We start from the raw sequence: 25,400 nt of genomic DNA on the forward strand, positions 1-25,400 counted from the left end.
GGATGAGTAAGCGCCATGACACTGACTGCCCACAACATTATCGCCTGCACATTATTACTGCTTAGCGGCGTACCCTTATGGACGCAAGCCAGTGTTGTCATGACAGGGACACGTATCATTTATCCTGAGGGTACTCGGGAGAAGGTGCTACAGCTCAGTAATAAAGATGACCACCCTAACTTAGTCCAATTATGGATGGATGATGGTAATAATCAGTCTTCGCCATCAAAAAGTGATGTCCCTTTCACATTGACTCCCCAAATATTCCGGATGGAAGCTAAAAGTGGACAAGTGGTTCGCCTGTCCTATATTGAGCGTAATTTACCCAATGATCGCGAATCCGTTTTCTATCTGAATTTTTTACAAATTCCCGCCTTAAAAAAAGCAGATACACAGACTGAAAACAAACTGGTTTTAATCGTTAATAATCGACTGAAAGTCTTTTATCGTCCTGCTGCATTAAAAGAAAACGTCGATACTTTGGGTATGAAGGTTCGCGTCACTCTGGAGAGCACCCATGGTGACAAGATCAAGATACAAAATCCTACGGCTTATTACATAAGCTTGCGTGATGCCAAGCTGGTCAGTGACGGGAAAACCATCTCATTTGCCACCAGCGAGATGTTTGCCCCTAATTCGACCACTGATTTAGCTTTACCCCCTGGGGTTAAAGCCAAAAAAGGCGAGCTACTCACGTTGAACGTGGTCAATGATTATGGCACTAACATCCCTAGCGATTACCATTTGTAATGTTGTCGTGATGAGAATCGTGAATGTGCCGGGCTACAGGGAGAAAACGTGAGGTTTGCTCCCTGGTTATCCTACCTGCTAACACAGGGTCTGTTGGTCAGTCACTCTGTGTCAGCGGCAGATGAGAGTAAGCAAGACGAATATGTGTTTGAGGATGCATTATTGCGCGGTTCATCACTCGGCTTAGGTGCCATCTCCCGCTTTAATAAAAAAGACAGTTATGAAGCAGGCAAATATCAAGTTGATCTCTATATGAACAACAAGTTTGTCGATCGTATCGAACTGATATTTATGACCAAAAATGACGCTGTTGTTCCCTGCTTCTCAGCGTCACAACTACTGCAAGCTGGCGTAAATGATAGTGTGCTGGAAAATGCCAATCAGGAAGATGACTGTCTGGATTTAAAAACCCTGCTGCCTGCCAGTGACTATCGTTTCGATTATGGCAAATTGCGTTTTGATTTATCGATTCCACAACTGTATGTGAAGAATGTCCCACGTGGCTATGTTGACCCTCGTAATCTCACTGCGGGAGAAACCATTGGCTTTAGTAATTACAACTTAAACCAATATCATGTGGGTTATAACAAAGATGGGATTAAACGCAGCACCGACTCGACCTATCTTAGCCTAAATAATGGCATCAATGCCGGAATGTGGCGTTTTCGTCAACAAGGCTCTTTGCGCTATGACCCAACCCGAGGGGCAAACTGGACATCTAATCGTTTATACAGCCAACGTGCTCTGCCCAGTTTTGGCAGCGAAGCTACTGTAGGTGAGACATTCAGTTCCGGCCAGTTTTTCTCCAGTCTGGGGTTTAGCGGTATTGCGCTGAGCACCGATGACCGCATGCTGCCGGAGTCACAACGTGGCTATGCTCCTGTTATCCGGGGGATTGCCAGAACCAATGCAAAGGTTACGGTATTTCAGAATAATCGGCCAATTTATCAAAGTACTGTTTCACCCGGAGCATTTGAATTCAATGACTTAACCGCAACAAACTTTGGCGGTGATTTAACTGTTGAAATTCAAGAAGCCGATGGCACTCTAAGCACCTTCCAAGTGCCATTCTCATCGGTGCCTGAATCATTACGCCCCGGTTATTCCCGCTATAGCTTCGCCGCAGGTCAGGTCCGTGATCTGGGCAGTAAAGAACTGTTCGGTGAGCTAACCTATCAACAGGGAGTGAGTAACGCTATTACGGCCAATAGCGGGATTCGGCTGGCCTCGGGATATCAGGCCGTGATGCTGGGTAGCGTTTTTGCCCACTATATAGGTGCCTTGGGGCTGGATGCCACCTATTCCCATGCCAGCCTTCCGAGCGATACCAATTCACCAGAAAACAAATCGCAGAATGGCTGGATGACGCGGGCTTCTTTCAGTCGTACCTTTGAAACCACTAACACCACCTTATCAGTGGCGGGCTACCGTTATTCAACGGAAGGTTACCGTGACTTAAGTGATGTATTGGGTATACGGGCGGCCAGCAACGGCAAAGTATGGAGCTCAGGAACTTACCAACAGCGCAGCCGGACTGAAATCTCCCTTAATCAGAATCTTAACAGTTACGGCTCATTGTATTTGACGGCATCTTCACAGGATTACCGCAATTCACGCGAGCGAGATACCCAGTTGCAATTGGGTTATGCCAATACTCTATGGCGTAATACCAGTTTTAACCTGGCCATTTCAAAACAAAAAACCGGAGGGGCGACGACCAACGAAACTTTCTTTGTTGACCCCGGCAGCGGTATGCCAGCGGCGAATGGAGCGAATATTCTTGCTACCAATGAAACCGTGGTGCAAATGTCCCTTTCATTCCCATTAGGTGGCAACCCTCAGGCCCCCTATGTCTCTGCCGGCGCTGTTAATAGTCGAATCAGTGGTGCCAGCTATCAGACTTCGCTGGCCGGTGTGATGGGCGACGATCAGTCAGCCAGTTACAGCATGGACTTTGCCCGCAGTGAGCAGTCCAAAGAAAATACCTTTAGTGGCAGCCTGCAAAAACGCCTGCCGGTCACCAGCCTGAGTGGCAGTGCTTCAGTAAGCCCTGGTTACTGGCAGGGTTCAGCTAGCACCCGTGGGGCCATTGCTTTTCACCGCGGAGGAGTCACGCTGGGGCCGTATCTGAGTGATACCTTTGCGCTGATTGAGGCAAAAGGAGCCAGCGGGGCCAAAGTCATGTATGGGCAAGGGGCAAAAATCGACGGCTTCGGCTATGCCTTGGTTCCGACCCTGACGCCCTATCGCTATAACACCATCACACTCGATCCTGAGGGTATGGATTTCAATACTGAACTCCAGGACGGGGAGCGCCAAATTGCGCCTTATGCCGGTTCAGCAGTCAAAGTCCGTTTTCGCACCCTCAGCGGATACCCACTCTTAATCACGGTCAAACTTGCTGACGGCAGCCAAGTGCCGATGGGGGCGGTGGTTTACACCACGAGTGCCCCAACCAACAACCATGACGATAATCACCCCCAAGATGTGGAAGTTGGCATGGTCGGGCAAGCCAGTCAGGCATATTTGCGAGCCGAACAAGCCCGCGGAACGCTGCTGCTGGTATGGGGTGATACCGCTCATGAGCGCTGCCAGCTAGATTACGATCTCGGAACGCCCAATAAAGATAGACAGCTGTATAAACTCGATGCCTTGTGTGTCGCTACCCAGCATTGAATCAGAGAAACAGTATGAATCCTATGACACGCCTTGCGGCCTACCATTATCAAGGCAAATCTCTTTTCTCACGTCGTTGGCGTTGGTTTTTTTCACTCGGATTATTGAGCCTCGCCTTGCCCGGCTATGCCCAATGTGTTTGGAAAGGCGCAAATATCGGTGGGGATAACTACGGTGCCTCATTGCAACTAGGCAATATCAATGTCACCAGTAATTACATTCAACCTATCGATTCAATTCTGGCCTCTAGCATTATCAGCCTGGTCCCTGCCCGCTTCTGGTCAGATCCCGAGGCTGTCATCTATGAGTGTGATGTCGCCGATAAAGACAGCTTATTTGAAGTCTTTGCGACTAACGGCGACAGTAATGTTGGCGGCTATACCAATATGGGCGACAACTATTTTCAGACCTTTTTCCCTTATACCGCGTTAAAACTTATTCATGTCGATAGCGGTATTGAGTTCACCCGAATCTGGCAACAGGTTCCATTGAAGAAATACGATGTAGTCGGTAATAAAATTCAGATTAAAGGCAAGCACTTCAGCCAAATCCGCGCCGAACTGAAAAAGGTCGGTACGGTGGATCGTACTCCAGGCCCTTCCAGCTGGGGCTGTCCGGGCCCTGCGGCAGAGAATTACTCCGGCAGCTATACCTGTAATCAACCTAATGGATATGTGGTGTTCAAAGGCCCTGGGATGCCAGTACCAGAAACAGGCTATGATTCCGCGACCAATTATCAGACATGGGGGACAGGCCGCTATATGGCGTTTGGTATGAATACCTCACCGGTATCCGTCCTGACACGCAAAAACACCTGCGTCGTGCGCAACGTAACACCTTATGTCGTTTTCCCCATTATCACTGTGAATGAACTCAATGATAATCAAACACGTAGTGCGGATATTACTGTTGATATTGAATGCCAATCTGGCACTGAGTCAGGCATTAATAGTGGACAAACCGCGCTCGGTATTCAGACCTCATTACCAGGGTATCTGATTGCTCAAGGCTTAGGATTGGTCAATTCTGCAGACGGTGTCAGTTATCTGCTTTCCGATCACTATGGTACAGACAAACGTATTGCTACAGGCGTGGGGATCAGTCTCAGTGACAGCAGCGGCAAAGCGATGAATTTTGTTGGCTGGGGGGGATGTGTCAGCAACTGTATTTCCACTACCAGTGCAGGTTGGTATCCGGTTCTCACCGGGGCTAATGCTAATGGCAGTAATGCTGCGGGTTTCAACAGCTATTCGCACCATTTCACTGCCACATTAAAAAAACTACCGAACGGCACACCAACAGCCGGTAAAATTGATGCTACAGCCTATGTTTTGGTGAAAATACAATGAGATACTTGTGCCTGTTTTTATTGATGTTCAATATCAATCAAGCTACTCACGCGGGGCTTGTTGCAAGCTCAACCCGGATGATTTATCAACCCGAGTCACGCGAGCGTACATTGATGCTGGCGAATACCAATGATTACCCAGTCGTCGTACAGACTTGGGTCGACAATGGCGACGTCGATAGCACACCGGACCAGGCGGAAGCGCCGTTTATGGTGTTACCGGCAGTTTTTAAAATGCAATCTGGTTCTGCACAAGCGCTGCGTATTATTAATAAAGGTGACAATCTGCCCGCTGATCGAGAGTCAGTTTATTGGCTTAACCTCTATGAAATTCCACCTAAAACACCGCGCAATGCCGAGGCTCATGCTCAACTCGCGATGGCAATGAACACGCAGATGAAAATTTTTCATCGGCCTAAGGGATTAACACCGGAACCGGATGAAGCGATGAAAAAGGTGAGTTTTACTCTGCAAAAACAAAATAAAGAATACGTCCTCACCGTTCATAATCCTACGCCATATCATGTTTCATTCGGTCAGATGCAGCTCAACAGCGCACAACAAAAGCATACCATCGCGCAACAGATGAACATGATGATCACTCCGTTTGCTGTTCGACAGTATCAATTTGAACATCCTCCCACCTCGCTCAACGGAAAACTGACCTTGGAGTATGTTTATTTCGATGATGCCGGTAATCAGGTGAAAAACAGCCAGTTAGTCAAAGTGACACCGTAACATGTCGTGATGAATCTAAATAAAAATCAGATGAAAATAGCGGGAAAGCAGACAAGTTTGCTGAAAAACAAGCCAATAAGCTCATTCTCTCAGCAAATGCGCATTTTTAGTGTTTTTCTACTTTGACAAACGCCACCACCCTCGCTATTATTCGCCTCGTTCACACGATTCCTCTGTAGTTCAGTCGGTAGAACGGCGGACTGTTAATCCGTATGTCACTGGTTCGAGTCCAGTCAGAGGAGCCAAATTAGAGAAGCCCGCTTAAGGAAACTTAAGCGGGCTTTTTGCTTTTATTTTAGGGTGGATGAGTTCTTTCTATTGTCCCGAATCAATGAGTACCAACCATAGATAATGCATAACATAACAGCCCTGCATTTCGGCCCTTGTCGCCGATTTTTGCTTCATACGCTCTGATGATTTTGTGCAGGCTATTTTCGCATAGGTCGGCAAATCACAACCATTGCTATTGCGCTACAGAACGGGAAAAAAGCCAGTTGTAGCCAAGGGAAGATAGCCTCATGGGAAGGCGTCAATGCAGCGTCAAGTTGGTTGCCGAGAAAGAAATTTCCCGCCAATACCGCACATCCTCCGGCAGAAGCAAGCGCACCATAGTGCGCGCCTAGTGTCGACTCCTTAGCAAACCAAGGAATCAAATCTTTCACTGAAGGCACCAACAACATTTGTCCTAGGGTCAGTAACGTCACAAAATAGACGGAAGGCAAAAGCCGCAGCTCGTTTTCTGGTGGAGGGGTGGCAGCAAATAGCGCGACGCTTAGAAATGAAGCAGAAATAAGCAAAAAACCCACGGGCAGGATACGCACAGCGCCTATCCGGCGAGCAAAACGCGCAAGTGGTAACTGTAGGGTAATAATCAGCAACGATGCCAACATGAACAATGGGCCAAGATCTTTTTCGCTACCGCCAGCACGTTGAATTTCCACAGGAAGCGCAAAATATAACTGGTTATAACTTAACAGCCATGAGCTATAGGCAATAATAAAAGCGACAAACCGTGGCTTACGGAATGTAGTCCACCACGGAAGAATGTTTAGTGTCTGTTTCTTCACATCTGTTGGTGGAAGACAAAAAAATAGCACTACCAGTGCTACTACGAAGACACCAGACCCCGCCAGTGCAACCTGGCGAAAACCTAATCCTGTTAACAGGGCCCCCGCCACCGGACCAAGTACTGCTCCCAGTTCGCCACAAACCGCAAACAACGCAAACCATTCTGCCCGGCTGCGTTTCCCTTGTGATTCACTTTGCGTTCCTGCCTTTGCCAATAACGCTTCGATTGAAGGAGAAAACAGGGCACCGCCGATGCCGGTAAGACAGGCACCAATGATAATCGGATACAAAGACTGCCCAAGTGCCAGTAGCAGATAACCCGCCACACGGATCATACAACCGCAGAGGATAACGATACGTGCACCGTAGCGATCAGACAACGCGCCGCCAACAATAAACATGCCTTGCTGCGAAAAGGTTCGCAGGCCTAATATCAGCCCGATGAGTCCGCCGGACAGCATCATATCTTCGCGTAAAAATACCGCCAGAAATGGTACAACAGCGTAAAAGCCAATATTAAAAACGAACTGGCTACCTAGTAACACAGGCGGCCAAAGCTGAGTAGCTGGCCGCAGAATTGGCAAAGGCATGCTCATGACCTGGTCTTAAATGATGTAGTGGATATGTTTTTTTCCGTGGAAAGGTGAGATCTCAATCTTTGTCTCTACCCTGAACACATCCCAAAGCAGAGATTCTGTGAGGATCTCCTGCGGACTACCAGAGGCGACAATCTGCCCCTGTTGCATCACAATCAACGCGTCACAGAACATGGCGGCATGGTTGAGATCATGAATAGCGATAATGCTGGTCACGGGCAGTTCGCTAACGAGTTTCATCAACTGTATCTGATGATGGATATCCAGATGGTTGGTCGGCTCATCAAGGAGAATCTCAGTAGGCGACTGAGCGAGAGCTCGTGCAATGTGTACACGCTGGCGCTCGCCACCCGATAAACTCAGCCACCCCTGCTCGCTTTTGCTCAGCATATCCACGCGCTGGAGCGCGGCAGTAACAGTATCGTCATCTTGCGCGCTCCAGTTAGAAAATGGAGTGTGGTGAGGAATACGCCCCAATTTGACCACGTCGACAACGCGCATATTCGCCTCAGTCATGCCGTGTTGCTCCACAAAAGCCACCCGGCGCGCTAACTGCTTTTTAGCCATCTGGGCGATATTTTGCCTATCCAATGTGACAGCACCTGAGTCAGGGCGCCGTAACCCAGCGAGGATCCGCAACAATGATGACTTACCGCAGCCATTAGGGCCAAGTAGCCCGACTGTTTCTCCACTCGAAACACTCAGCGAGACGTTGTTAACGATGGTTTTTTTACCCACCCTCCAAGTAATATTTTCAGCGGCGATACTCATTACTTATTCCTTGAGCGGTAGATAATGACTGCAAAGAACGGCACGCCAACCAGCGCAGTAACCACACCAACCGGGAGACTTTGTGGGGCGATCAATAGACGTGAAGCGATATCGGCCAGCACCATCAAGATAGCGCCTGCCAATGCACTGGTGATCAGCAACCGGCGATGCAACGGCCCAAAAAAGAAGCGCATGACGTGCGGGACGACCAATCCCACAAAGCCAATAGAACCGGCCATGCTAACAATAGTGGCAGTGATCAGTGCAGTGATGGTGAACAGGATCAGACGAACCCAGGGAACAGCAATGCCAAGAGAGGCTGCCGCATCATCGCCAAAAGTAAAAGCATCTAATGCTCGAGAATAGTAAAGGCACACGGCAAACCCAACCAGCACGACAACCAGAACAAGTTGAAACTCAGGCCATCTCACACCGCTGAAACTGCCCAATAACCAGAACATTACGTCACGTGCCTGCTGCGCGCTGGCCGATGTACTAATGGTGTAAGCGGTAATAGCATTGAAGAGCTGAGATGCAGCAACGCCTGCCAGTATGGTGCGCTCGTTACCGCCGCGCGCGCCATTGGTCAAAAAGGCAACAAATATGAAGGCGGCAAGTGCCCCCGCAAATGCTCCAGCCGAGAGCGATACAGCACCAGTGCCAATGCCCAGTACGACTACTGAAACCGCACCAGTTGAAGCGCCCGCAGAAACACCGAGAACGTAAGGTTCTGCTAGCGCATTCTTTAGCAGGCTTTGCAGTACCACACCACAGATCGCCAACCCAGCGCCGCAACCAGCCGCAACCAGCGCACGGCTCAGTCGAAAGTCCCAAATGACACTTTCATAAATGCGGCTAAGGGGGACTTCTGTCAGCCCAAGTTTATTGCTAATGGCATAGAACACGCTTCGCAAAGGGATAGAAAGCTCACCCACGCTGACGCCAATCGCGATCACCAGCAATAACAATCCCACTGAAAAGATACTCGATACACCTAGCAGAAACGTCTGTTTCATCGGCTGTGCCAGAGCGGTCACTTATTTAGTCCCAGATTTCTGAGCTGTTCACCAACTTGTTCCGCACCATAGATTGTCCGAATAGTTGGGTTCATAGCCTGGCCATCCATCACAACTATGTGACCTTTTTTCACTGCATCTAATTGACTAACAGCAGGATCAGTTTTGAGGAATTTAATCTTTTCTTCCGCGTTATCAAGCGCCCAGCGATTGCGGTCAAGACTTGAAACTACAATCACGTCAGGATTCGCGGCAATGATGCTCTCCCAACCAACAGTTGGCCACTCTGTCTCTGAAGTGATAGCGTTATGCCCGCCTAACACATTAGCGATAAAACCCGAAGCGCTGTTCTTGCCGCCAACATAAGCGTCAGCGGAGGGAGAAGCGCTGGAGAACCAGAAAACAAATGAAAGATCTTTGTGGTTTTTGCCGAACTCATGACGAAGATCTGCTTCGCGTTTTTTAAAATCGGTAATGAGCGCCTGACCGCGATCTTCCACATTGAAGATTTTGGAGAAATCTTCAATCTCTTTATAAAGGAATGTCATGTCCCACAGTTTTTGGCGGCTGCCGTACATATCACCAATATCTTTGGTGGTTGCACACATCCCAGGAGACATATAGCTATTTACGCCAACGGTGGCAAAATCTTCACGCTTGGCGACTTTACTTTCCGGACCAAGCAACAAAGGCAGCTGTGCGGGAACGAAATCAGGATTTTGGGCAAGAATAGATTCAAGCGTCGGTATTTCTACCGTCAGCATTTTGATTTTTTCATTCTGTTCAGCAAGTTGTGGCAGAACTTTAGTCGGCCAAAACGCACTAGCAACTATCTTATCCTGCAATCCTAATAACAGCAGAACCTCGACGGTATTTTGTCCCAATGCAACGACACGCTCAGGAGCTTTGGTAAACGCCTCTTTATATCCACAATTCTCAATCGTTAGAGGATACGTGGTTGCCAAAGCAGAACTGACTGAGGCGAGTACCATGCCTAACGCATAGATGACCTTTTTCATTTAACACAACTCTTTAGCGGAATGAACTTTGAATACGGAAACGCAATGATAATGAAAATTATTTATTATGCGATAAAAATCTACTGTTTAACCTATGAGGAAATACGCTTTAAATACACATCAATTTTACTAAATTAAATAGCCAGATTCGTCAGCCGACTTAAAATTCGTTATCATCCGCCCCCACTCTCCATCTGGGTTACCTGATGTCTAAGATCATCGATACCTTTATTGCCCCGCGGTGCCATGACGAGATAGAGATACTCTATCAGGACGATCACTTGGTACTTATCAATAAACCCACGGGGTTACTCAGCCTCTCAGGTAAAAACCTGCAAAATCTCGATTCGGTGCATCATCGGCTGGTTCAGATATTCCCCGGCTGCACCCTAGTCCACCGCCTCGATTTCGGGACTTCCGGGCTGATGGTGATTGCCCGCAATAAGGCTATCAATGCCGCTCTCTGCCAACAGTTCAGCCAGCGCTCAGTGACCAAAGTCTACAGCGCACTGCTTTGCGGACATCTGGACGACAACGAAGGGGTGATAGACGCAGCAATTGCCAAAGATCCCGCGCTGTTCCCACTGATGTCGATTTGCGCAACCCACGGCAAGCCCGCTCGCTCCGGCTATCGAGTGGTTGAACGTTTTTATTATGAGTTGGAGGACGGAAGGTTACTACCATTGACGCGAGTACAGCTACTCCCAGAAACCGGGCGTACTCATCAGCTGCGCATCCACTGCCAGCTGTTGGGTCACCCGATTTGGGGGTGCGACCTGTATGGCGGTCGCTTGCTTCCGGGAACCGAACAGACACCACGGCTAATGCTGCACGCCAGTGAGTTACATTTTGTTCATCCCATTAGCGGGGAGTGGATCAAAATCAGTCATGCCAGCCCGTTCTGAGAACAGTTAATTACCACATCAAATCATCAGGCACTTTAAAATCAGCATACGGATCTTCTTCATCTTGCTCTTCCTGACTAAGTGCACTATTTAAGACAATACTGTTCGCATCTCGCTGCGCAATTTTATCGGCGACACTCGCGGGGATAATAGCGTATTCACTTTCGCCACTGTTATCCGCAACGACTCGAGCAATAGCTAGACGACCACTAATCAGCTGAGCTTGCGTCACCTTATCCACAACTATTTTTTTTATTAAATTATTATCTGTGAAGTTAAAACCAATATCGCCTTTTGAAAGATTGATTCTGTTCATTTCAATCAGCTGCTTCACCTGAGCTTTATACTCTTTAGATAAAGCAGCTTGTTTTTGTTGCTCACTTAGCTGTTTATCTCGCTCAAGTTGTGCTTTTTTATTTTCTTCCACAGCTTCTCTCGCCTCACGAGCCTGAACTCGTGACTTTTTAGCTGTCCTTTGGACTTTAGCCATTTTTTTGCTGCTCACTAATCCAGCTTTTAGCATCTGCTCTTGTAAGGTAAGTTTTGTCATCTTAGTTTCTAAGTCAGTTGAATAATTTGTGGGATTATACCTGTTATTTTTGAGGCTGTACCCAGTCAGAAAGCCAAATTTAGATAAGCCCTACCAGCCCCCTCTACTGAACCCATCCCATAATCCCTGAACATAGTCGCCCGCTTCTCATACAACCAGGTATGCCCGTCGGCGTAGGCACCCCGCTGATCGATATTATTAGCCAAGATACATTTAGAATACTAACGCGCGTAGAAGAGATCGATTTACATCTATTACGGGAAGGTATGCCGGTGCAAATCATCGGTAATCGGTTTGCCGAGCTGGAGTTAATGGGGCATATCGCCGGCATTGGTATGCAAGGGAATGTTGATTATAGTCAACAGGCTGGCGCTAAATTTGATATCACAATTGGCGCTGCCCGCTTAAGGAAACTTAAACGGGCTTTTGATTATCTGATAATTTGCTCAGGCTTGAGTATTAGCGATATAAACTCACCGCTATTTTCGATTAAGAATGCGCAGAAAATCCTGCTTACTTGAAATCAGCGAGAGTGCATTAGCAATAATTTCATCACTAAAGATCGAGGCGATATCTTTTAGCACATCGATATGTTCTTTTTCTTTCGCGATAACACCAATGGCGATAAACATCACATTGCTTCTATCCCAAATAACACCATCCGGGAATTGGAAGATCTCAACACCTGTTTTAACGATAATATTGGTAGCTGATTTTGGTAGATGGGGTAAGGTAATACCATTGCCCAGGAACGTAGAGACTTGCTGCTCTCTTTCAGTGAGGAAAGCAATACAATCCTGGTTAATATACCCTTTAGCTTTAAACTCTTTCCCTACCATGGATAAAACTTCAGCCTTATTTTTTGCATGACATCCTAAATGGATATTTTCAGCAGTAATATTATCTAGCATGACCTGTCCCCTTTGCGCGATGACTCATTTGTCTCATATAAAGCAGTATCTATTAATTACCGGAAGACAGTTCTTCTTCTAGTTGCTCTAATGATTTATTAGCTGTTTCTGGCAAGGCTGCGACCACAAAGATAATCGCCAGATAGTTTATAAGTGCAAAAATCAGGAATACTGGGCCTAAGCCCAACTTCGCTTGTAAGACCGGGAATAAGTAACTGACTATTGCGTTCATGATCCACATGAAAAACACCGAAATCCCCATAGATAATCCGCGAATTTTTAATGGGAAAAGCTCAGCTAATACGACCCAGGTAAGAAAACCCATGGTCCCTTGCATAACACCGACAAATAACGCGCCGAGCAACCAAATGACCGTTGCCTTGATTTCACCCATCAGATAATAATCTGCACCGGCGATAATCAGGTGTAATGTTGCCATGAGTGCAAAACCATAAATAATCAATGTCTTCCGTTTAAAACGATCAACCAGGAAAAGCACCCCAATGACCATACCACCGACAGAAAATACGCCATTTAACACGTTGCAGATTAATGACATTCTTTCAGAGAACCCGGCAGTCTTCAGTATTTCAGTGCCATAATACATAATCACGTTAACCCCGGTTGTTTGCTGTAATGCTGCCCAAACAATACCTACCAAGATTAATTTTAAGATCCACGGCGTATGAAAAATAACAGCCCAATCTTTCTTTGCATATAAGTGCTTTTCTTTTTCAACATCAATCAACGTTACGATATCTTCAAATTCTTTAATCGCACGCTTTTCGGGGCGAATCTGCTTTAATATGGCTAACGCTTCTTCACGTCGATTTTTACTGACCAGCCAGCGAGGACTTTCTGGCGAACGCCACATTCCAGCCAATAAACAAATCGCGGGAATAGTCTGCACCAATAACATATAGCGCCAGACTTCAGGAAGATGTCCCCAAACAATACCGATCACCGCATTCACAGCAAATGCAGCTAATTGACCAAATACAATGGCTACTTCATTTAATCCCGTCAGTTTACCCCGCATTTCTGTTGGTGCAACTTCGGATATAAATGTGGGTGCAGTAACAGATGCGCCGCCAACTGCGTAACCGAGTACAAACCGGGCAATCAACAGACAAGTAATATTAGGAGACAATGCGCACAGTAGTGCACCAAAAAAGAAAACAAAGGAGAGATAGAGTAAATATTTTCTTCGGCCAAAGAAGTCAGCCAGCTTTCCGCCCAAGATACTACCAATAGCGGCACCGACCAAAAGCACACTCATGACCAGACCGACTGTCGTCGGTGTCAGTGCCATATTTTCTTTCAATGACGAAAATGCACCATTAATAACACCCGTATCGTAACCAAAAAGCAAGCCACCAAAGGTAGCGACTAATGTTATTTGATGTAATCGTTTTCTCTGTTGTGCGTTGAGATTCATCATTAACGACATATCCTTACCTTTTATTTGAGTATCCATTTAATGCCAAAAAGATTTTAAAAAAAAACGCCTCTACACTTTCAAAAGAGAAAGTGAAAAAACTTTTTGACACTCTGATTTATTAATTAGATAAATGCAGTTATTGAAGCCAAATAAACTTTCTTACAGAGTGTGACGTTATATTACTTATGATGTGTTTTTCTGTTTAGCATGCCCCTTTTACATTTTCGGTTTCCAACCTGTTCACCAGACAACTTACAGCAACACCTGAATAACTTAACCGTGACATAACATATCATTCATATTGAAATTAAAATTCTATATCGATCACAATATGATACTTAAATTCTAACCCAACATGAGTGAAAACAGGACCCCCCCCTCATTCAACAACAAGAATAAAAAATATCCATTTGATATTAAACGAAAAAAAATGATAAATAGATGGCATGGCGGGTATTTTTTAGTGAAGTAGCAGTAAGGAAAATTGATTTTTTTGTGACTTGGTTAACCATTTTATTTCAAAAATAATTTTTTATGGAATAAAAATTTGCATTTGAAGTTTAACGGCTCACAACTGAAGTTTTCCATACTATTTGGCCTAAATTTAGACCAACCAACACGATTAGAGGACTAGAAGGTGAGAACTATCGGATGTTAATGAGGAAAGCCCGCTTGAAGAAAAATAAGCGGGCTTTTTGCTATTTGATTACTTTTTTATTGACCTGGAGCTACAGCGCATAAAAAATCAATGCGGCAATGCCACCAAATAATAGCCATTTGATCAAATAATAAATTCTCCGATTCCAGGCTTTCAGGCGCTTACCTACCTTGCGTACCGCATAGATATATTTGAAAGCACGATTAACCCCGCCAGTCCTATCCCCTTCTTCATTAGGGGCGGTGGCGGCACTCATCAAATTGCGCCCTAACCAATGATTAACCCATTGTGCCCAACGATACCGCATCGGGCGTTCAATATCACAAAAGAGAATCAGCCGATCCTGCCCACTCTGATTTTCAGCATAATGAATATAAGTTTCATCAAACAATATTCCCTCTCCATCACGCCAACTGTAGGTCGTACCATCAACATCAATAAAACAGCGGTCATCATTCGGAGTGATTAAACCAAGGTGATAACGTAAGGAACCCGCATAAGGATCGCGATGGCGAGGTAAACGGCTGCCATCCGGTAACTCAGCAAACATCGCCGCTTTCACTGATGGTAACCCTTTCAATAAAGTGGTGGTGTGGGGGCATAATGTCATTGCTGATGGGTGGCTATCTTCATACCATTTCAAATAAAAACGCTTCCACCCCGTTTTAAAGAAAGAATTAAAACCGGCATCATTATACTTATCCGATGCTTTGATTTGTTGGATTTCCATTAATGCCTTACCTTCCTCCCTGATTTTTAACCAGTTATCTCGCAGTACAGCAAGTTCAGGGAACAGATCCTGTCTTAAATAAGGCGTGGTGGGAACGCGCGAGAATAAATACATAAAGACATTGATTGGTGAAACAAAGGTCGAATGGTCTGAGAGTTGACGCCAGAACTTATAACGAACCTTTCCGCGAAAGTGCACATAGGCTACGCATAAGATGAAAAAAAACAGTACTATATATTTCATGATGCCCTATCAATAAATATTTTTGGTATCTAAATATTTAGTCTATTCCCATTAAATTTTCCAACTAAAAATAATTTAAAATAATGACAAGGGCCGATAACCGCAGATGAGAAATCTATCCTCCAATCTATTGAAGTCATGTATAAGCTCGGCGTTTGGGTGCGCCTATTTGATTAATATTAGGGATAAAATCCCCGCGAAAGCAGGGATAGAAAAGGTTAAAATATGTAACGTATACCAAATAAAAATTCGCTTGAAACCAAATGTGCTTTCATCTGTTCATCTTGTAATGCTCTGGCATTTGCAAATTGATTGAAACCACTTTGAACATCCCCCATATCAGTATAGCGATAGCCGAGGTCTAAAATCAGTGATTCAACAGGTGAATAACTAACACCTGTGCCAATTGTATAAGTCAGATTGTTCTGTGTGCTACTCGCATACTGACGGGCAGGATTACCTTGCCATCCGTCTGAGCTAATTTTTGCAACACCGATACCCAGTGTGCCATATAAAGCGAAACCATGACTTAGCGCAATATCACGATAGCCATTTAGCATTAACCGCTCAGCATTAATGTATTGATGATTAAAGCTGGTTGGGAAGCGAGTAGAACCACTGGTGTAAGTAGATTTTTTTTTGGCTACATATTCACCTTCAGTACGCCAACCATTACCAAATTGATAACCGGCCGCTATTGAACCATTGTAAAAATTATCGCTATCCTGACCAGAGACAAATGAACCAATACCAGGGCGACTGCTGGTGTCCATATTTTTAGCATCCTGGAATGTCCTCAATACTTTGATTGAACCATAATAACCTTCTTGTTCAATACTATTGGCAGATGCAACATTGGAAGTGGCTAATAGCAATCCTGTGATAATAGCGAAAGTACAATTTCTATTCATTATATGTATTCCTTACATATTTCTGTTTATTTAAACTTTACGATAAATTTTTATGTCTATATTTAAAAAATGATTTGTAGCCTTGGGATATTTAAGTATTTATCCACATGAATAGTAATCATGTTTATATGAAGAGTAAATTCGTACTACTACCCATTTTTTAGGTATAAATACCTATTTTTGAAATTTAAATTGAGGCACTAAATAGGAGGATAACTGATAAAAAAGAGCTGGCTCTTTTTCAGTGATAGCAAATTGCTCAGAATTAGTAAGCAATAAATGTCTGCACATCACTGTCGTTTAATGTGAAACATCCGATAAAACAACGGCCAGAGGGGAAATCTTCACTTAATTCTCGCAATAACTGCAATTCAAAACGCCCGGTTTCCAATGAATAACTCAATAGCTTCACTTCAAGAAAATCAAAATAACGCCCAAGTTGCGGATAGACCGCTTTAAATAAACTCTCTTTCGCGGAAAAAGCTAATGTCAGCAATTGGTTAAAAGGTAATAGCCCATCCTGGAAACAATGATGCTCCTCTTGACTGAGAATACCCGGCCATAAGTTAGCTGCTCTTTCAACAGCAATTAAACTCTCGATATCCAGACCAATACCATGCCGACGTGAACTGGCTTCAATAGCCTCTCCAGCGGGTGTTATTATCTGTGCGGTACACAAAGCGCGTTGATTATTATGGCTGATGCTACCAATCAAACCGATCGGCCAAAGTGGGGCGCGGTCGATACCATTTACCAATGGGTAATCGCGAGCCTCCAGCATATTCAATACCTGTCTGGCAACAAAGCGCCCTGCCAGGTATTCAGCACGCCGTTTTGTAACGGCTTTTTGTAAACTGCCAGGAAACGCAATGCCATACACTGCAAATAGCTCATCCCTATATTCATTCACATCAAAATCACATTTAGCCAAAAGCCCATGAAACTGAGGTTGGTCATTCAAACCGGCGGCTGGGAGTGCAGCAAAAGTAAAATTACGGATAAATACTGAGGTCACGCGTTATCCTATTCATGTTGATTTATAGCGTTTTGCACCCTAGATGATTCTAGTTGCAGGAAAGCGTCAACTGAGTGAGTCTCCAGAAGCTTACACAAGTAGGTGACTGGGGTGACAAATCAGCCAGGAGCAGATTTGAACGCTGTTTGCAGCGGCCTCGCAGAGGCGAGGCCCATGGACGGGCCGAGTAATGGAGACAGCCAACGCACATGCTGCTTGAAGAATAACCGGTATATTAGTAGCTAACCTCGTTTGCCACAATATTAGAACCCCGCCATTTGAGCTAAAACGTTAGCCACCTCAAGTTACACCATATTTATTACCCGATAAATCCTATCTTTTGCTCTGCATTTAATGGTGATTGTCTATTCATAATTTAAGGGATTTCACCTTATGGATACATTCATTTTAGTTTTTACCCTGGCAATTTTGTTGGCTATCGGCGTGCCGTCTGCTTTAGTGCGATTGCAGGTGCAGTATGGATTGATTTACCTCTGGAAACGGCTATGGTTCAAAGTTAAGGCTATTTTGACGCCCCCTAGCCATAACTCGGGGATTTACTCGCTGGCAACCGGCGGTACGGTTTCTATTGCTGCACTGTTTATTGCCGGTCAACAACTCTATCCCTGTGGCTATCCAGAGTCTTTGGCGTTTATACCGGCTAACCCATCAGCTCATCATCTGACATAAATAAGTCGGGCCGCTGACTGGCCCGACTCACAAGATTAATCAGCTTGCAGACAAACCTCAATGACAGGAGCTCTGGTGGGGAGGACAGGCAGAAGAGTAAAGCGTCCGCGCCAGGGATGGTGCGGCTCGAGCCTACAAGGACGCATTGACGGCGTCTTTACGATCTACCTGTTTTCACCGCAGCACGTACTTTGTCATTAACCTTATTAATAATTTTAAATCAATACCATAGACTCATAATTGGCCACCCAACCAGCAACAGCATGCTGATGTAGAACACCCCCATGATCCCCCCTAAGCGCCAGTAATCTTTGGATTTCACATAGCCGCAGCCATAGATAATCACCCCTGGCCCGGTAGCATACGGCGTCAACACCCCCATGATCCCGATGGATAGCACCAACAGCATGGATAGATGCTCCATTGGTACGCCACTCAATCCCTTACCGACAGCTAAAATCACCGGCAGCATGGTGGCAGTATGAGCAGACAAGCTCGCGAACAGGTAGTGAGAGAAATAGAACACCAGCACCAATGCCACCACCGTCATATTCGGTGAGAAGCCATCAAGGTGGGTGCTCATGGTATTGGCAAACCAATCAATGAAACCAGAGCGAGTCAGGCCATTTGCCATCACCACTAAGATCGCCAGATTCACCAACGTATTCCAGGCACTGGAATATTGGGTGATATCTTTCCACGACACGACATGCAGCGCCAACATCAACGATACCGCCAGCAAACCCACGGCAGTGGCATCAATGAACTTACTGCCAAACACCCACAAACATAGACTCAACAGGACCAAACCAATCAGGGTTATCTCTTTGCGGGTCAACCCCCCCATTTCACTGAGTGCCGTTTGTGCCCACGCTGCCACTTCATCACTTTTAGTGACACCGGGTTTATACAGCACATAGGAGAGCCACGGCGCAACAATCAGTAAAATCAATCCAACCGGCAGAAAGGCCAGGAACCACTGCATCCAGCCGATATGAACACCAGCTATTTTATTAACAAACTCAATACCCAATACGTTAGGTGCCGCGCCTGTAACAAACATGGAGGAGCTGATACTGGTACCAATCACCATCATCCACATCAGATAACCACCAATGCGCCGCGACGACGGATCATGGGGATAGGAGTCAAACAGAGGTGGTAAGTTTTTCACCACCGGAAATACGGTGCCGCCGGTACGGGCAGTATTCGATGGCGTAAAGGGTGCCAGCAGAATATCAATAATGACAATGGCATAACCCAAGGTCAGTGTCCGCCTACCCATGAATTTCACCATGAACAAGGCAATACGTCGGCCCAGCCCGGTGGCTTCATAGCCCAGCGCAAAGATAAATGCCCCGAATACCAGCCAGACGGTGGTACTGGAGAATCCTGCCAGCCCCCATTTCAATGACTCTTTACCGCCATTGAAGCTGGTATCTGCCACTTCGGCAGCACTAAATAGCACCCAGTCAGAACTTAGCACGCAAATTGTCACCGCGATAAAGCTTATCGCCGTGGCAGGAATTGGCTCTAAAATCATACCGACAATCATGGCGACAAAAATCGCAAAATAGCGCCAAGCTTGTGGTGGCATGCCTTCCGGGGTTGGGATCAACAGCAGAACGGCCAGCACCACAAAAGGCGCGAGCGCTTTCCATAATTTCTCTTGCGACTTCAACATAGAGAGACTCCTATACCTGTTACTGGCCCAATAGCCGTTACTGGTTCAATAGCTGTTACTGGTTCAATAACAACGTTATTATTTTTGTGAGGGAGATGATGGGGAAATTGCGCCAGAAACCAGGTCAGGATCAGCAGGTCAGCACTGCCCCCAGGGCTAAGGTTGCGGGCGATACATTGGGCATCAAACCTGCGCACTCGCCACAGGCTGAGAGGATCATTCATCCCTGCCGCCGAGAGTGAGGCCAACAGTTCTGTTGCCTGTTGTTGTAACCATTGCAAACTCGCCATACCGCCACGGGAAACCACATTGGTATCGCGATTGATGGACATCAAAATCAGCAAAGTATGCAATAAGGCATGGTCAGGTTGCGCCCCGTCGGCTAATAAGCGCCGGTACGCGGGTAAAGCATGGGTTAACACCGTGGCAAAGCCGGATTCAGCCTCACCCCGCGCGCCCGTCAGGCCATATTGATAAAACAGGCGCTGCCCGGCGGTTTGTTGTGGATTCGATTGGCGTAGTTCGCGCTCAGTCAGCCCACGGCATAAGCTGGCGGCCTCTTGACACACCGCCTCAGCGCTAATCGATTGCGCTCGCGCCCTTAATCGCCCAAGTGCGCAGCAAATCAGCCCCAGAGAAAAAACGCTACCTTTATGGGTGTTGACGCCATTGGTCGCCTGAAACATGCTGTTTTCGCAAGCCAGTCCTAATGGCCGCAAGCTATTAAGCGCTGCCTGACCCTGCAAATGGTTGTAGCGCATACCCTGTTCGATAAAACGAGGCAACCACGGCGCGATAGCATCAGCGCTGTGATAAAAATCTTGCAGCGTCATATCCTGATGCGCACCGCAGTTAACGCAATCCACCAGGCCAGGTTTGGGTGTCAGATTAACTTCAGCTAGCATCGCCCGATAAGCTAATGCGCCGTACTTTTTGCTGAAATCATCACTTGCCCCCAAGGCAGGCGACGAAACCACCATCTCGTCAGTGCGTTGCAGAGGTAGCATTGAGCATCAACTCCATCTGGACCAATAATTCGTCAATGGTGTGCGTCTGTGCCCGGGCGCACACATTAGCTGGGCGATGGCACAGCAAGCAGCGGCGTGGCGCTAAGCCCACATCACGGCGTGACAAAATTCGCCCTGAAACATCCAGCACATCGATGTCCCATAACCTGCCCTGTGGATGCTTTAGCTCCAGCAACAATGCTGCGTCTTTCACTTGTTCGGCAGGCAAATCAACCGCTATCAAGCCCTCACAGCCGGTCGGTAACGGGAACACTTCTTGCTGCAACACCGGCCAATATTGCTGTTGGCTCAATGCTGTAATGGCCTGCCACGCCAGTGCAAACAGCTTGCGAGTCAATGGGTTATCTTTGACCGCTCCCGGAGCTACCAGTGTCAGTGAAATCAACGTGACTTGATGGCGCGATAACCAGGCCTGTTGTCGGCTCTGGCGCGACTCACGGCTGGTCAGCAATTCCGGCAAACTGATCGGCCGGTTAGCGGCTAATGCAGGGGAAAGTGTATTCATCGTCTACTCCTGTATCTGATGAACAACATCAATCACGGAACCATCGCGATAGCGCACCACCGCCACCACCCGGTCGGTAAATTTGATCGGTTGAGGTTCACCGGTCAGAATCAGCGCGCGCTGATAGAGCCAGTCGATGGTGACTACCGGCAAACCCGCTTGCTGCAAACGTTCGGCCAGTTCTGGTCGTGTCGGATTTACCGCGATACCGTGATCGGTCACTAAAATGTCGACACTGGAACCCGGCGTGACGCAAGTGGTTACGTCCTTGACCAAGGTTGGGATACGGCCACGGACTAATGGGGCGACAATGATTGACAGTCGAGCGGCAACCGCAGTGTCACAATGGCCGCCGGAAGCACCGCGCAGCACACCATCAGAACCGGTCAACACGTTGACATTAAAACCGGTGTCAATTTCCAGCGCGCTAAGCACCACCACATCTAGCCGATCGACTGATGCGCCTTTCGAGCTAAAATTAGCATATTGATTCGCACTGATTTCGATATGACGTGGGTTACGAGCCAGCGAAGAGGCGGCCTGCTTGTCAAAACTTTGCACATCCAACAGCTTGGTAATCAGCCCTTTTTCGTGCAAATCCACCATGGTTGAGGTGATGCCACCCAGTGCAAAAGCGGCCGTGATATTGCGGCGTAGCATTTTATCTTCGAGGAAACGTGTTACTGCCAGCGATGCCCCGCCAGTGCCGGTCTGCAAAGAGAAACCATCGACAAAATAACCCGAACCGGCAATCACCTCGGCCGCACGGCGGGCAATAAGCAACTCACGAGGATTGGAAGTCATTCTGGTGGTATCAGCGCCAATCTTGTCGGCATCACCCACTTGCTCTACCTGCACAATCAAATCAACCTGATCCTGAGCAATGCTCGCCGGATGATGCGGATATGCCACCACGGCTTCCGTTAACAGCACCACACAACCGGCATATTCAGCATCAACTCGCGCATAACCCAATGAGCCACAACAGGCAGCGCCGCTAAAACCATTGGTATTACCGAATTCATCACAAGCCGGCACCCCGATAAAAGCGACATCGATGGTCAGTTCGCCAGACTCAATCAAATTAACGCGGCCACCGTGGGAATGAACCTGTACCGGTTTGGCTAATAATCCGCGTGATATCTCCTCCGCCAACGGCCCGCGCATACCCGAGGTGTAGATTTCACTGACCACACCATTGCGGATATGCTCGACCAACGGCGAATGGCAATCGCTCAAAGAGCTAGAGGCCAGACGCAAATTTTTAAAGCCCATCGCGGCAATCGAATTCATCACCAGATTTAAGGTCAAATCACCGGCACGGAAAGCATGGTGGAAGGAAATAGTCATGCCATCTTGCAATCCACTACGGCGAATCACATTTTCCAATGAATCACACATCTTGATATTGCGTGGCTTCTGCGCCTGTAAATTCGCTTTAGAGGTGTTCTGATACGGGCGATGATATACCGGGCCGTTATCCTGACTGTGGCTTAAACTTTCTACTCGTTGTTGCCTATTCATCTCTTATTCCTCACGCAGGCCACTGACCGCACGTTGTAAAACCAACCGCGCCCGTTCAATCACTGGGCTGTCCACCATCTTGCCGTTCAGAGAAACCACACCACGCCCTTCAGCTTCTGCCGCCGCAGCAGCATCAACCACGGCCTGGGCATGGCGGACTTCTTTCTCAGTTGGTGCATAGAGGTTGTGTAACAGTTCTATTTGACGTGGGTTTATCAACGACTTACCATCAAAACCCAGTTGTTTGATAAGCGCGGCTTCCTGCAAAAAACCCGCTTCGTTATTGGCATCAGAATACACGGTGTCAAAAGCCTGAATCCCTACCGCACGGGCAGCCTGCAATATTGAACAACGAGCAAATAGCAGCTCAATCCCTTCTGGAGAGCGCTCAGTGCGTAAGTTGCGGACATAATCCTCCGCTCCCAGCGCAATCCCCATTAAACGCGGTGATGCCTGCGCAATCGCTAGCGCTTGAGTGATACCTTGTGCTGACTCAATGGCGGCGAGTAAGCCGGTGCTACCCACTTCACGGCCACATTCTGATTCAATACGGCTGATTTCACGCGCCATATCCTCGACATCTTTCGCGTTATCGGTTTTCGGCAAACGCACGATATCCGCGCCACCACGCACCACGGCCTCTAAATCGGCCAGACCATAAGCCGAGTCCAATGCATTAACCCGAACGATGGTTTCTACATCCTGATAAAGCGGATGCTGCAAGGCGTGATAGACCAAGCGACGAGCAGCATCTTTTTCGCGCAGAATGACGGAGTCTTCCAGATCAAACATCAACGCATCTGCTTGATAAATAAATGCATTACTGACCATTGCAGCATTAGCGCCGGGAACAAATAACATGCTGCGGCGCATTCTGTTTTTCATTTCAAGTTTCATCAATGCGCTCTCCATGGCAGAATTTTTTCATCGCAGGCTCGTAGCAACGCAGTTTCCAGCCGTGCCTGCAAAACGCAATCCAACGCGCCTTTATCGTCAATAATCAGTTGCACTCCGGTAACCCGATACTGTTCCAACAACGCCAGTACGCTATAGCGAATGGCGTCACCAAACTGCTTGTCCACACTGCTGTGTATTTGCAGATCTATTTCGGGTGGATTTAATGGCGCGATGCGCACCATAACGTCGCTCGATTCCAACGTTCCGGCGACGGCCTCTCTGATAATTTTCATTTTTCACCTGATTAACTTATCTTCAAATTCGTGGTTACTGACTTAGATATCAGTCCCTATCTTTCTTTGCGCCCTGCTTTAATCAGTTCTCTTTAATCAGTTAAAACGGGGCTGAACTCTTTGCTAATGCTGAGTTTTTTTCCGTATTGGCCGCTTTTTGCGCGCGTTGTGTCAACAATCGCTGTAGGTAATTGCAGGTGGCGGGAGGGACTAATTTACGAATGGTTTCGCTATCCCCCAGCGCCAGTAGTTTGCGCACCCAAGAAGCTGAAATAGCAGTGTTGTGATATTTAAGACGTTCAATTTCTACCAGCGAAAGAGGTGGATATGGCAATGACGATGTCTCCAACCAGAAGCTCATATCGCGGTTATATTTAGCGGTCACGGTACAGAACGGCTCAGTTCCGACAAAGCGGTGCGTCACACCCAATGCCGGAGCCAAATATTGGCGGAATATTTTTAGGTCAATTTCGGTATAACAGTCATCAGCCACGCCTTGATCTTTAATAAAGTAACAAGGGAAAGTGGCACGGGAGATCATATATTCCGAGCCGGGATGTACCGTAAGATTGGCAATATCTTGGGTGCCCTCAAGCACTAATTGCAGTCGGTCTTCATATGGAAAACGTGAATTGTCTTCTTTCACCAAAAATAGGTGCAGCCAATCACACTGCGCGGCGGCCTGCCGAACCAAATATTGGTGCCCGCGAGTAAATGGGTTGGCATTCATGACGATACTGCCAATTTTCTGCCCTGGCTGACGTAATTGACTTAATTGTTTGGCATAGCGCTGCAGGCGGCAGTCGCTATTTTCCATCAACACCACAATGCCAGGGACACTCGCTATAGGATAAAAGCCGCAAGCTTTAAATAGGCTCTCGTTTTTAGTTTTGGTATAAATAAATAGATGGCTGTGATGGCGCTCATAGGCCAGATTGACCAGCTCGGTGGCCAGAATCAGCGCCAGCCCCTCACCTCTCACTTGCTCACTGATGGCCACGCATTTGATAATATTACCCGCAATGCCACCACAGGCCACTAGCTTTTCATTACGGCTTACGGTAATAAACACCTCAACAGTGGTGTCTATATTCAGATCATTTGCACGCAAGAAGCGTGTTATTTCTGCAATCTTCTGATGGTCTGAACGATTAATTCGATTAAATACCGTATCCATGATTCACTCTCTACCATAACGTTTACATAACAAATAAAAAACAAGTTGATCTATCAGAAAAAAATAAATAATAATTCTACTTTTAAATATTAAATCCACATAAAAACAACAAGTTAAAATAAATTAATCGGGTTTATTTTTAATTTTAATTAATTTATGAGTACATGCTAAACATAAAAACAACGTGGTTAATTGACCTATTTCACATATAAGAGAGTAAATATAATTTATTTAATGGTTTTAATTTTCTTAATTA

24 protein-coding genes and 1 tRNA gene are annotated in these 25,400 nt (G+C 46.7%); 8 read left to right on the forward strand and 17 right to left on the reverse strand.

Translation table 11 applies throughout. The features are described from left to right. Positions 1-15: 15 nt before the first annotated feature. The 5 genes from ACF3VQ_RS12525 to ACF3VQ_RS12545 all read left to right on the forward strand — a co-directional run bounded on the left by ACF3VQ_RS12525 (position 16) and on the right by ACF3VQ_RS12545 (position 5,757). Positions 16-750 carry a molecular chaperone gene (locus ACF3VQ_RS12525; RefSeq protein ID WP_392431243.1) on the forward strand — a complete coding sequence of 245 codons (735 nt, stop codon included), beginning with the start codon at positions 16-18 and terminating at the stop codon, positions 748-750. A gap of 48 nt (positions 751-798) precedes the next feature. Further along, positions 799-3,426 carry a fimbria/pilus outer membrane usher protein gene (locus ACF3VQ_RS12530; protein WP_392431245.1) on the forward strand — a complete coding sequence of 876 codons (2,628 nt, stop codon included), beginning with the start codon at positions 799-801 and terminating at the stop codon, positions 3,424-3,426. A 14-nt stretch (positions 3,427-3,440) separates the two neighbouring features. Beyond that, on the forward strand, positions 3,441-4,775 hold the full coding sequence (locus ACF3VQ_RS12535) for a fimbrial protein (protein WP_392431247.1): 1,335 nt from the start codon (positions 3,441-3,443) through the stop codon (positions 4,773-4,775). Continuing rightward, the gene (locus ACF3VQ_RS12540) at positions 4,772-5,512 is read left to right on the forward strand and encodes a molecular chaperone (protein ID WP_392431249.1); all 741 of its coding nucleotides are present in this window, start codon (positions 4,772-4,774) and stop codon (positions 5,510-5,512) included. Before ACF3VQ_RS12535 ends, ACF3VQ_RS12540 begins: the two co-directional genes overlap by 4 nt. A 169-nt stretch (positions 5,513-5,681) precedes the next feature. After that, positions 5,682-5,757: transfer RNA gene (locus ACF3VQ_RS12545), tRNA-Asn, on the forward strand. Between the two features lie 183 nt (positions 5,758-5,940). Here ACF3VQ_RS12545 and ACF3VQ_RS12550 read toward each other — a convergent pair. From ACF3VQ_RS12550 to ACF3VQ_RS12565, 4 genes are read right to left on the reverse strand one after another with little or no spacing between them, the layout of a single operon-like run. After that, on the reverse strand, positions 5,941-7,170 hold the full coding sequence (locus ACF3VQ_RS12550; protein WP_392431250.1) for an MDR family MFS transporter: 1,230 nt from the start codon (positions 7,168-7,170) through the stop codon (positions 5,941-5,943). Between the two features lie 15 nt (positions 7,171-7,185). Beyond that, positions 7,186-7,947: an ABC transporter ATP-binding protein gene (locus ACF3VQ_RS12555; RefSeq protein WP_392431251.1), complete on the reverse strand. Its 762-nt coding sequence runs from the start codon at positions 7,945-7,947 to the stop codon at positions 7,186-7,188. Next, positions 7,947-8,963 (reverse strand): FecCD family ABC transporter permease, encoded by a 1,017-nt coding sequence (locus tag ACF3VQ_RS12560; RefSeq protein WP_392431253.1) that lies wholly within the window; start codon positions 8,961-8,963, stop codon positions 7,947-7,949. Before ACF3VQ_RS12560 ends, ACF3VQ_RS12555 begins: the two co-directional genes overlap by 1 nt. 17 nt (positions 8,964-8,980) lie before the next feature. Further along, complete coding sequence (locus ACF3VQ_RS12565; RefSeq protein ID WP_392431255.1) at positions 8,981-9,982, reverse strand: ABC transporter substrate-binding protein; 1,002 nt, start codon at positions 9,980-9,982, stop codon at positions 8,981-8,983. Between the two features lie 206 nt (positions 9,983-10,188). On the opposite strand from ACF3VQ_RS12565, the gene ACF3VQ_RS12570 reads away from it, so the two are divergent. Beyond that, positions 10,189-10,887, forward strand: a complete 699-nt coding sequence (locus tag ACF3VQ_RS12570) for an RluA family pseudouridine synthase (RefSeq protein ID WP_392431257.1) — start codon at positions 10,189-10,191, stop codon at positions 10,885-10,887. 10 nt (positions 10,888-10,897) lie between these two features. Here the strand turns inward: ACF3VQ_RS12570 and ACF3VQ_RS12575 are convergent, their stop codons facing one another. After that, positions 10,898-11,437, reverse strand: a complete 540-nt coding sequence (locus ACF3VQ_RS12575) for a DUF2058 domain-containing protein (protein WP_392431259.1) — start codon at positions 11,435-11,437, stop codon at positions 10,898-10,900. A gap of 161 nt (positions 11,438-11,598) precedes the next feature. On the opposite strand from ACF3VQ_RS12575, the gene ACF3VQ_RS12580 reads away from it, so the two are divergent. Then, on the forward strand, positions 11,599-11,958 hold the full coding sequence (locus ACF3VQ_RS12580; RefSeq protein WP_392431261.1) for a hypothetical protein: 360 nt from the start codon (positions 11,599-11,601) through the stop codon (positions 11,956-11,958). Here ACF3VQ_RS12580 and ACF3VQ_RS12585 read toward each other — a convergent pair. From ACF3VQ_RS12585 to ACF3VQ_RS12605, 5 genes are all read right to left on the reverse strand, one after another. Continuing rightward, on the reverse strand, positions 11,917-12,348 hold the full coding sequence (locus tag ACF3VQ_RS12585; RefSeq protein WP_392431263.1) for a PTS sugar transporter subunit IIA: 432 nt from the start codon (positions 12,346-12,348) through the stop codon (positions 11,917-11,919). The genes ACF3VQ_RS12580 and ACF3VQ_RS12585 overlap by 42 nt on opposite strands. Before the next feature lie 52 nt (positions 12,349-12,400). After that, the gene (locus ACF3VQ_RS12590; protein ID WP_392431265.1) at positions 12,401-13,798 is read right to left on the reverse strand and encodes a sugar porter family MFS transporter; all 1,398 of its coding nucleotides are present in this window, start codon (positions 13,796-13,798) and stop codon (positions 12,401-12,403) included. Positions 13,799-14,517: 719 nt separating this feature from the next. Beyond that, positions 14,518-15,420, reverse strand: coding sequence for a lipid A hydroxylase LpxO (lpxO, locus tag ACF3VQ_RS12595; protein ID WP_392431267.1), 903 nt, complete (start codon positions 15,418-15,420; stop codon positions 14,518-14,520). 218 nt (positions 15,421-15,638) lie between these two features. Next, a complete protein-coding gene (locus tag ACF3VQ_RS12600) occupies positions 15,639-16,331 on the reverse strand; it encodes an outer membrane protein (protein WP_392431269.1) in 693 nt (230 codons plus the stop codon). 265 nt (positions 16,332-16,596) lie between these two features. Further along, entirely contained in the window at positions 16,597-17,346 is a 750-nt protein-coding gene (locus ACF3VQ_RS12605; protein WP_392431270.1) for a 4'-phosphopantetheinyl transferase, read from the reverse strand. A 393-nt stretch (positions 17,347-17,739) separates the two neighbouring features. On the opposite strand from ACF3VQ_RS12605, the gene ACF3VQ_RS12610 reads away from it, so the two are divergent. Further along, positions 17,740-18,036, forward strand: coding sequence for a hypothetical protein (locus ACF3VQ_RS12610; RefSeq protein WP_392435774.1), 297 nt, complete (start codon positions 17,740-17,742; stop codon positions 18,034-18,036). A 220-nt stretch (positions 18,037-18,256) separates the two neighbouring features. On the opposite strand, the gene ACF3VQ_RS12615 is transcribed toward ACF3VQ_RS12610, so the two are convergent. The 7 genes from ACF3VQ_RS12615 to citC form a co-directional block, all read right to left on the reverse strand. Then, entirely contained in the window at positions 18,257-19,720 is a 1,464-nt protein-coding gene (locus tag ACF3VQ_RS12615; RefSeq protein WP_392431272.1) for an anion permease, read from the reverse strand. Further along, a complete protein-coding gene (gene citG / locus ACF3VQ_RS12620) occupies positions 19,714-20,727 on the reverse strand; it encodes a triphosphoribosyl-dephospho-CoA synthase CitG (RefSeq protein WP_392431274.1) in 1,014 nt (337 codons plus the stop codon). Before citG ends, ACF3VQ_RS12615 begins: the two co-directional genes overlap by 7 nt. Next, complete coding sequence (gene citX / locus ACF3VQ_RS12625; RefSeq protein WP_075337597.1) at positions 20,705-21,253, reverse strand: citrate lyase holo-[acyl-carrier protein] synthase; 549 nt, start codon at positions 21,251-21,253, stop codon at positions 20,705-20,707. The genes citG and citX overlap by 23 nt, the downstream gene beginning before the upstream one ends. Positions 21,254-21,256: 3 nt before the next feature. Continuing rightward, complete coding sequence (gene citF, locus ACF3VQ_RS12630; protein ID WP_392431276.1) at positions 21,257-22,777, reverse strand: citrate lyase subunit alpha; 1,521 nt, start codon at positions 22,775-22,777, stop codon at positions 21,257-21,259. Positions 22,778-22,780: 3 nt separating this feature from the next. Next, a complete protein-coding gene (locus tag ACF3VQ_RS12635) occupies positions 22,781-23,674 on the reverse strand; it encodes an aldolase/citrate lyase family protein (RefSeq protein WP_392431278.1) in 894 nt (297 codons plus the stop codon). Next, the gene (gene citD / locus ACF3VQ_RS12640) at positions 23,674-23,967 is read right to left on the reverse strand and encodes a citrate lyase acyl carrier protein (protein ID WP_019080909.1); all 294 of its coding nucleotides are present in this window, start codon (positions 23,965-23,967) and stop codon (positions 23,674-23,676) included. The genes ACF3VQ_RS12635 and citD overlap by 1 nt, the downstream gene beginning before the upstream one ends. A 100-nt stretch (positions 23,968-24,067) precedes the next feature. Then, positions 24,068-25,144 (reverse strand): [citrate (pro-3S)-lyase] ligase, encoded by a 1,077-nt coding sequence (citC, locus tag ACF3VQ_RS12645; protein WP_392431281.1) that lies wholly within the window; start codon positions 25,142-25,144, stop codon positions 24,068-24,070. Between the last annotated feature and the right edge of the window lie 256 nt (positions 25,145-25,400).

Source organism: Yersinia fenwicki, from assembly GCF_043099325.1.
GTDB lineage: Bacteria > Pseudomonadota > Gammaproteobacteria > Enterobacterales > Enterobacteriaceae > Yersinia.

Bases quoted from the DNA above. Each gene is read 5' to 3' on its own strand.
- ACF3VQ_RS12525 (WP_392431243.1), top strand. From the start codon at position 16: ATGACACTGACTGCCCACAACATTATCGCCTGCACATTATTACTGCTT.
- ACF3VQ_RS12535 (WP_392431247.1), top strand. From the start codon at position 3,441: ATGAATCCTATGACACGCCTTGCGGCCTACCATTATCAAGGCAAATCT.
- ACF3VQ_RS12540 (WP_392431249.1), top strand. From the start codon at position 4,772: ATGAGATACTTGTGCCTGTTTTTATTGATGTTCAATATCAATCAAGCT.
- ACF3VQ_RS12550 (WP_392431250.1), bottom strand. From the start codon at position 7,170: ATGCCTTTGCCAATTCTGCGGCCAGCTACTCAGCTTTGGCCGCCTGTG.
- ACF3VQ_RS12555 (WP_392431251.1), bottom strand. From the start codon at position 7,947: ATGAGTATCGCCGCTGAAAATATTACTTGGAGGGTGGGTAAAAAAACC.
- ACF3VQ_RS12560 (WP_392431253.1), bottom strand. From the start codon at position 8,963: ATGAAACAGACGTTTCTGCTAGGTGTATCGAGTATCTTTTCAGTGGGA.
- ACF3VQ_RS12565 (WP_392431255.1), bottom strand. From the start codon at position 9,982: ATGAAAAAGGTCATCTATGCGTTAGGCATGGTACTCGCCTCAGTCAGT.
- ACF3VQ_RS12570 (WP_392431257.1), top strand. From the start codon at position 10,189: ATGTCTAAGATCATCGATACCTTTATTGCCCCGCGGTGCCATGACGAG.
- ACF3VQ_RS12575 (WP_392431259.1), bottom strand. From the start codon at position 11,437: ATGACAAAACTTACCTTACAAGAGCAGATGCTAAAAGCTGGATTAGTG.
- ACF3VQ_RS12580 (WP_392431261.1), top strand. From the start codon at position 11,599: ATGCCCGTCGGCGTAGGCACCCCGCTGATCGATATTATTAGCCAAGAT.
- ACF3VQ_RS12585 (WP_392431263.1), bottom strand. From the start codon at position 12,348: ATGCTAGATAATATTACTGCTGAAAATATCCATTTAGGATGTCATGCA.
- ACF3VQ_RS12590 (WP_392431265.1), bottom strand. From the start codon at position 13,798: ATGTCGTTAATGATGAATCTCAACGCACAACAGAGAAAACGATTACAT.
- lpxO (WP_392431267.1), bottom strand. From the start codon at position 15,420: ATGAAATATATAGTACTGTTTTTTTTCATCTTATGCGTAGCCTATGTG.
- ACF3VQ_RS12600 (WP_392431269.1), bottom strand. From the start codon at position 16,331: ATGAATAGAAATTGTACTTTCGCTATTATCACAGGATTGCTATTAGCC.
- ACF3VQ_RS12610 (WP_392435774.1), top strand. From the start codon at position 17,740: ATGGATACATTCATTTTAGTTTTTACCCTGGCAATTTTGTTGGCTATC.
- ACF3VQ_RS12615 (WP_392431272.1), bottom strand. From the start codon at position 19,720: ATGTTGAAGTCGCAAGAGAAATTATGGAAAGCGCTCGCGCCTTTTGTG.
- citG (WP_392431274.1), bottom strand. From the start codon at position 20,727: ATGCTACCTCTGCAACGCACTGACGAGATGGTGGTTTCGTCGCCTGCC.
- citX (WP_075337597.1), bottom strand. From the start codon at position 21,253: ATGAATACACTTTCCCCTGCATTAGCCGCTAACCGGCCGATCAGTTTG.
- citF (WP_392431276.1), bottom strand. From the start codon at position 22,777: ATGAATAGGCAACAACGAGTAGAAAGTTTAAGCCACAGTCAGGATAAC.
- ACF3VQ_RS12635 (WP_392431278.1), bottom strand. From the start codon at position 23,674: ATGAAACTTGAAATGAAAAACAGAATGCGCCGCAGCATGTTATTTGTT.
- citD (WP_019080909.1), bottom strand. From the start codon at position 23,967: ATGAAAATTATCAGAGAGGCCGTCGCCGGAACGTTGGAATCGAGCGAC.
- citC (WP_392431281.1), bottom strand. From the start codon at position 25,144: ATGGATACGGTATTTAATCGAATTAATCGTTCAGACCATCAGAAGATT.